The organism is Alkalibacterium sp. m-11 (assembly GCF_054658155.1).
This window is the reverse complement of sequence record NZ_BAAGIR010000141.1, coordinates 1-4,864: the sequence shown is the minus strand read 5'-3', so window position 1 is coordinate 4,864 and position 4,864 is coordinate 1. Positions and strand designations below refer to the sequence as shown.

5 protein-coding genes are annotated in these 4,864 nt (G+C 41.0%); 3 read left to right on the top strand and 2 right to left on the bottom strand.

Going from position 1 to position 4,864, the window contains the following annotated elements; all coding sequences use genetic code 11:
• Positions 1–309 precede the first annotated feature (309 nt).
• Genes liaX through ACYQ2O_RS10550 form a run of 3 tightly spaced genes read left to right on the top strand, consistent with a single transcriptional unit; the run spans position 310 to position 2,675 of the window.
• Entirely contained in the window at positions 310–2,016 is a 1,707-nt protein-coding gene (gene liaX / locus ACYQ2O_RS10560) for a daptomycin-sensing surface protein LiaX (protein ID WP_346024551.1), read from the top strand.
• 23 nt (positions 2,017–2,039) lie between these two features.
• The gene (locus ACYQ2O_RS10555) at positions 2,040–2,342 is read left to right on the top strand and encodes a PspC domain-containing protein (protein ID WP_346024552.1); all 303 of its coding nucleotides are present in this window, start codon (positions 2,040–2,042) and stop codon (positions 2,340–2,342) included.
• A 3-nt stretch (positions 2,343–2,345) separates the two neighbouring features.
• The gene (locus tag ACYQ2O_RS10550; RefSeq protein WP_091265162.1) at positions 2,346–2,675 is read left to right on the top strand and encodes a phage holin family protein; all 330 of its coding nucleotides are present in this window, start codon (positions 2,346–2,348) and stop codon (positions 2,673–2,675) included.
• A 77-nt stretch (positions 2,676–2,752) separates the two neighbouring features.
• Here the strand turns inward: ACYQ2O_RS10550 and ACYQ2O_RS10545 are convergent, their stop codons facing one another.
• Positions 2,753–3,580 carry an ABC transporter permease gene (locus ACYQ2O_RS10545; RefSeq protein ID WP_091265161.1) on the bottom strand — a complete coding sequence of 276 codons (828 nt, stop codon included), beginning with the start codon at positions 3,578–3,580 and terminating at the stop codon, positions 2,753–2,755.
• A gap of 16 nt (positions 3,581–3,596) precedes the next feature.
• Positions 3,597–4,544 (bottom strand): ATP-binding cassette domain-containing protein, encoded by a 948-nt coding sequence (locus tag ACYQ2O_RS10540; RefSeq protein WP_346024553.1) that lies wholly within the window; start codon positions 4,542–4,544, stop codon positions 3,597–3,599.
• Positions 4,545–4,864: the final 320 nt, after the last annotated feature.

Below are 4,864 nucleotides of genomic sequence, written 5' to 3'. Positions count from 1 at the left end.
GTATACAACAAAAATGACAGATTAACCACTTCAAGCTATCGCTTGACCGAAATTCATCTCCCACTTTCACTGGTGCTTCGCACCCATACGCTTAGAAGTGGGAGACTTCTTTCGGAATTACGTTAAAAAAGTCTATAAGAACTCGTCTTTTTATCAGAGACGGGTTTTTATGTCATTTATTATAGGTCAAAAATCAGTCGTAAGACCTATGACAAATCAGCTTTCTTCAGTCATAATATACGTTAGATAGGAAGCTAATAAAGACAGGGATAAAAACAAATGAGGATAAACCAAATAGGAGGGTGTACCATGAACGAAAGAAAACGTATCCTTGAGTTGATGAAAAATGGAGTTATTTCAACTGAAGAAGGATTGGATCTTCTGGAATCACTTGCCAAGAAAGATGACAGAAAAGAAGCAGAAGCAGCATTTAATACTGAAGAAAAGGCTGACGAGGCAGATGTGCACATTGAAGAAGCTCTAGACGATGACAACAGGGAGAAGCAGAAAGAAGCAGAAGCCTCACTTGAACAGCTGGTTTCTGAAATCAATCAGTATTCTGTGGAACTGGATAGGATTAATGAAAACCTGGCGAACAGAAAGAAATCTCTTGAGTTGAAGAAAGAAGAGCTCGAAGGACTTAAAGCGTCAGGAAGAAAAACCGTCCAAGAAGAAAAAGACAGAATTATTGAAAAAATCAGAGCCATCCAGAAAGAACTTGAACTGATCAAACAGCTGGATGATGTAGACACCACTGATGAAATCATCACATTAAGAGAAGAAATCAGTGACCTAGATGAACAGTTGTCTGATGTAGAAGAACTGAAGTCTGAAAAAGATGATGAAGCGGTCGAGCAGCTTCTTGATGAAATAGAAGAAATTGAGGAAGAAGTCAATGATCTGGCTGCTCAGAAAGCTGAACTCATGAAGAAACTCCACCGCACTAAGATGAAGCAGTGGACGCTGAAAGCTAAACAGGCAACTTCAAAGTTCGAGCTTCCTGAAGACTGGGAGAAAAAAGCGACAGAAGAATTGTCGAAAGCTGGAGAAAAACTGGATGCTGCAAGTAAAGAGTGGTCCAAGATCATCAAAACTAAAGTGGATCAGGCCTCTAAAAATGATGTGACAGAAACCATTCGTACAAACATTGAGCAGGCCATGAGTCATTTCGACTGGAAGGATATCAACTTGAAAATTCCTTCTTTAAGTACAAAGGAATTTACTAAAGAATGGCAGTACGACTCAACCTCAGCGACTATTCTTGACTTCAAGCTGGCTAATGGAAAACTGATTCTGAAACCTGGTCAGGGAGAAACAATGTCATTTAAGGCAAAAGGTAAATTATATGGTAAAATGGATGAAGACACACCTGAAAAAACATTCGATGCCAGAAGCACAGTAACGATCGACGAAGACAAACTGTTGTGTCATATGCCTAACAAACGTGTCTATGTTGAACTGGAAGTGACCCTGCCGCAGAGAACTTACGATTATGTTTCAATCACCATGCTGAATGGTAAACTGTCTCTCAAAGATATAGAAGCAAAAGATGTCTTTGCAAAATCTACTAATGGATCACTGACCTTCGAAGGACTGTCAGCAACCATGCTTGAGGCAAAAGGTTCGAATGGACAGATAATTGTCAAGCAGGCGGACTTGAGAGATGTCCTTGCAGGTTCAGTGAATGGATCGATCGTCTTTGACGGGAAAACGGAAAGTGCAGACTTTACTACGACGAACGGAGAAATTAAAGTTACACTATCCGATCAGAAAATTGTCAGAGTGAACGCGACTACTGTCAATGGAAATGTTAAAATGGCTCTTCCTAAAGGACGCGCTATTGAGGGAAAAGCTAAAACAACATTCGGAAAAGTGAAAAGCCGCTTGTCCGATACAGAACCGATGGAAAAAATCGAGCATACGATGCATGTAAAGCGTGTTACCGGTGATGCGCCAATGAGCTTTTATGCCGGTACTACAACAGGAAATATTTTAATTAAAGATACAGATAAATAATTGAACGGAAAGAGGAGTGTAAAATGAACAAATTATCAAAATCAAAAGATAATGCAGTCATCTTTGGTGTGCTGGGTGGTTTGGGTGAGTACTTCAATATCGATCCTGTTCTTCTAAGAGTGATTGTCGTTGTTGCTACTTTCATCGGAGTAGGGTCTACAGTGCCTATCTATCTCCTTTTAGCGCTCGTCATGCCGGAAAGTGATGATCAGACAAGTAAATTAGCTTCCAATAAGAAAAAACCTTCTCCTTTCGGTGGTGTCTCAGATAAACCTAAACGTAAAGAAGCCGAAAAACTGGAAGAGGACGACTGGAGTGACTTTTAATCTATGAAATGGTGGCAGCGCATTTTAGCTAATACTCTCATATTTCTGGCACTGGCTGGATTCCTTCAAGGGTTTCAGATCGATTCATGGGTGACAGCTCTTATAGCGGCAGTTGTATTCGGCGTTCTTAATGTTACAGTGAAGCCTATACTGGTTATATTGTCATTGCCTATCACAGTAATGACACTGGGCTTATTCTATTTTATCATCAACGGACTGATGTTGTGGTTTACCGCCGCACTAGTGAGCGGATTCGCCTTCAGCTCCTTTTCATTGACTCTGTTTGTGGCTCTTGTAGTGTCAGGACTCAATGCGTATTTCAATAATGCATGAAAAAAAGCTGATCGGCATAGATGCTGATCAGCTTTTTTCATGGAAAATATCCATATTACGAGCTAGACATAAACTTATCAGTTTTTACTTTTGTACAGATACATCGTCAACGGACCGAAGACAGCTAACAGAATTCCTGAAGATATCAGAGTCCAGACAATTTCTGTCCCGACAGTATACCCATGCATCAAGCCCCTTACTGAATCCACCAGCATGGAAATTGGGTTGATGCTTACAAATACTTCCAGTACTCTAGGCATGGTTTCAGGATCTACAAAGGCACTGCTTAGGAAAGTCAGAGGGAATATGATCATCATAGAGGTAGCCATTAAGGCATTTTCAGATTCCATGATAAGAGCCAGTACGGTCCATATCCACGACAGGCTGAAGGAAAAGATCAGGAGAAGGCCGACAGCAGAGACAAGCCCTATAAGTGTACCTTGAGGACGAAATCCCAGAATCATTGCAAAACCTATCATGATGAGACAGGCAATGGTGTACCTCAGCACATCAAAAGTCATTGATCCTACTAGGGATGAGGGGGACCAGATGGGTAAAGTACGCTGACGGTCAAAAAAACCTTTCTGCAGATCCTTATTTAAGTCCAGACCGGTATACATTGTAATCTGAATAACCGTCTGTACTAGAATTCCTGGAAGAATAAACTGTAAATAGTCCTGAACTGAACCTGCTATTGCTCCACCAAAAAGATAGGTGAACATTATCAGAAAAAGAATAGGCATGGCAGTGATGTCCATAAGGGCCATGGGTGTATGTTTAGTCTTGAGTAACGATCGCATAGCAAAAGTGCCGACAGACGACAGTGCGTGTGGCGGGGTTGGACGATGTGATGAGATGATCGTCTGCTGAAGATTATCTTTTGATTTATTCTGATTGAATTCCATTTTAAGTTCCTCCTTCTTATTCCTCGTCATCAGTTAAAGCTAAGAAAACTTCATCTAAACTCGGCTGGCTTAGGGAAAAAGTCACCAGCTCAATGCCTTCAGATTCCAGATTGTTCAGTGCTTTTAATGCTTCTGATGAGCTGCTGACGTTAACTATAATTTCAGATTCTCTGGATGATCTGCGGATTAAAGCATCAAACCTCGTTTCCAGCACTTTTTCTGCTTGTTCGATATCTGTTTTATTTTTAAGAGTAATATGAAGCATGCCTGATCCTACTGAAGCTTTCAGTTCGGAGGGTGTCCCTTCAGCAATGACCGCTCCTTTATTAATGACAGCTATACGGTCAGCTAGCTGATCGGCTTCATCAAGATACTGAGTTGTCAGCAGAACAGTTGTGCCGGCTTTAGTCAGTGCCCGAACGACTTCCCAGACCTGGTTTCTGCTTCGAGGATCCAGGCCAGTTGTCGGCTCATCCAGAAACAGGAGGTCCGGAGTGATAACGATACTGGCAGCAATATCTAGTCTGCGTCGCATCCCTCCAGAATAATTTTTGGCCTGCTTACTTGCTGCATCTGACAGGCCGAATGCTTCCAGCAATTCAGCTGCCCTCTGTTTGGCCTCTTTTCTTTTGAAGCCCATTAATCTGCATATCATGACTAGATTTTCAGTTCCCGTCAAATCTTCGTCAATGGACGCATGCTGCCCAGTCAGAGCAATACGAGGACGGATTTTTTTAGGTTCTTTAGTTACATCATATCCAAAAATATGCGCCTCGCCTTCATCGATTTTCAATAATGTACTGAGCATGCGAACGGTTGTCGTCTTTCCTGCTCCGTTAGGGCCTAAAAAGCCATAAACAGTTCCTTTTTCGATAGCCAGGTCAATGCTGTCCACTGCTGTAAAGGATCCAAACTGCTTTACTAGACCCTTTGTTCTGACTGCCAGATCGATTGTCTGATCCATCTCTACCACTCTCCTTTTTTGTTGAAGACAGATACTGATAATGATTTTAAAGTGATCAGCTGCTTTTTCAGCCTTCTCTACTAGTGTACTACATTGATGCAAGTTGTAAGGTGTAAAAAAGTAAAAGCTGTGACTACAGGCTCATAAATACTTAAATTAACCATGTACTTTAATCTTTAACTTTATATTAGTGCCTGAATTATTCATACCTCTAAATGTGGATAACTATTTCTATTAAACTCACTGCTTTTTTAGACATTTTTAAGTATTAACTGTCTATCATGCCACTTTATATTCTTCTCGATTAGATCGAAAACAAA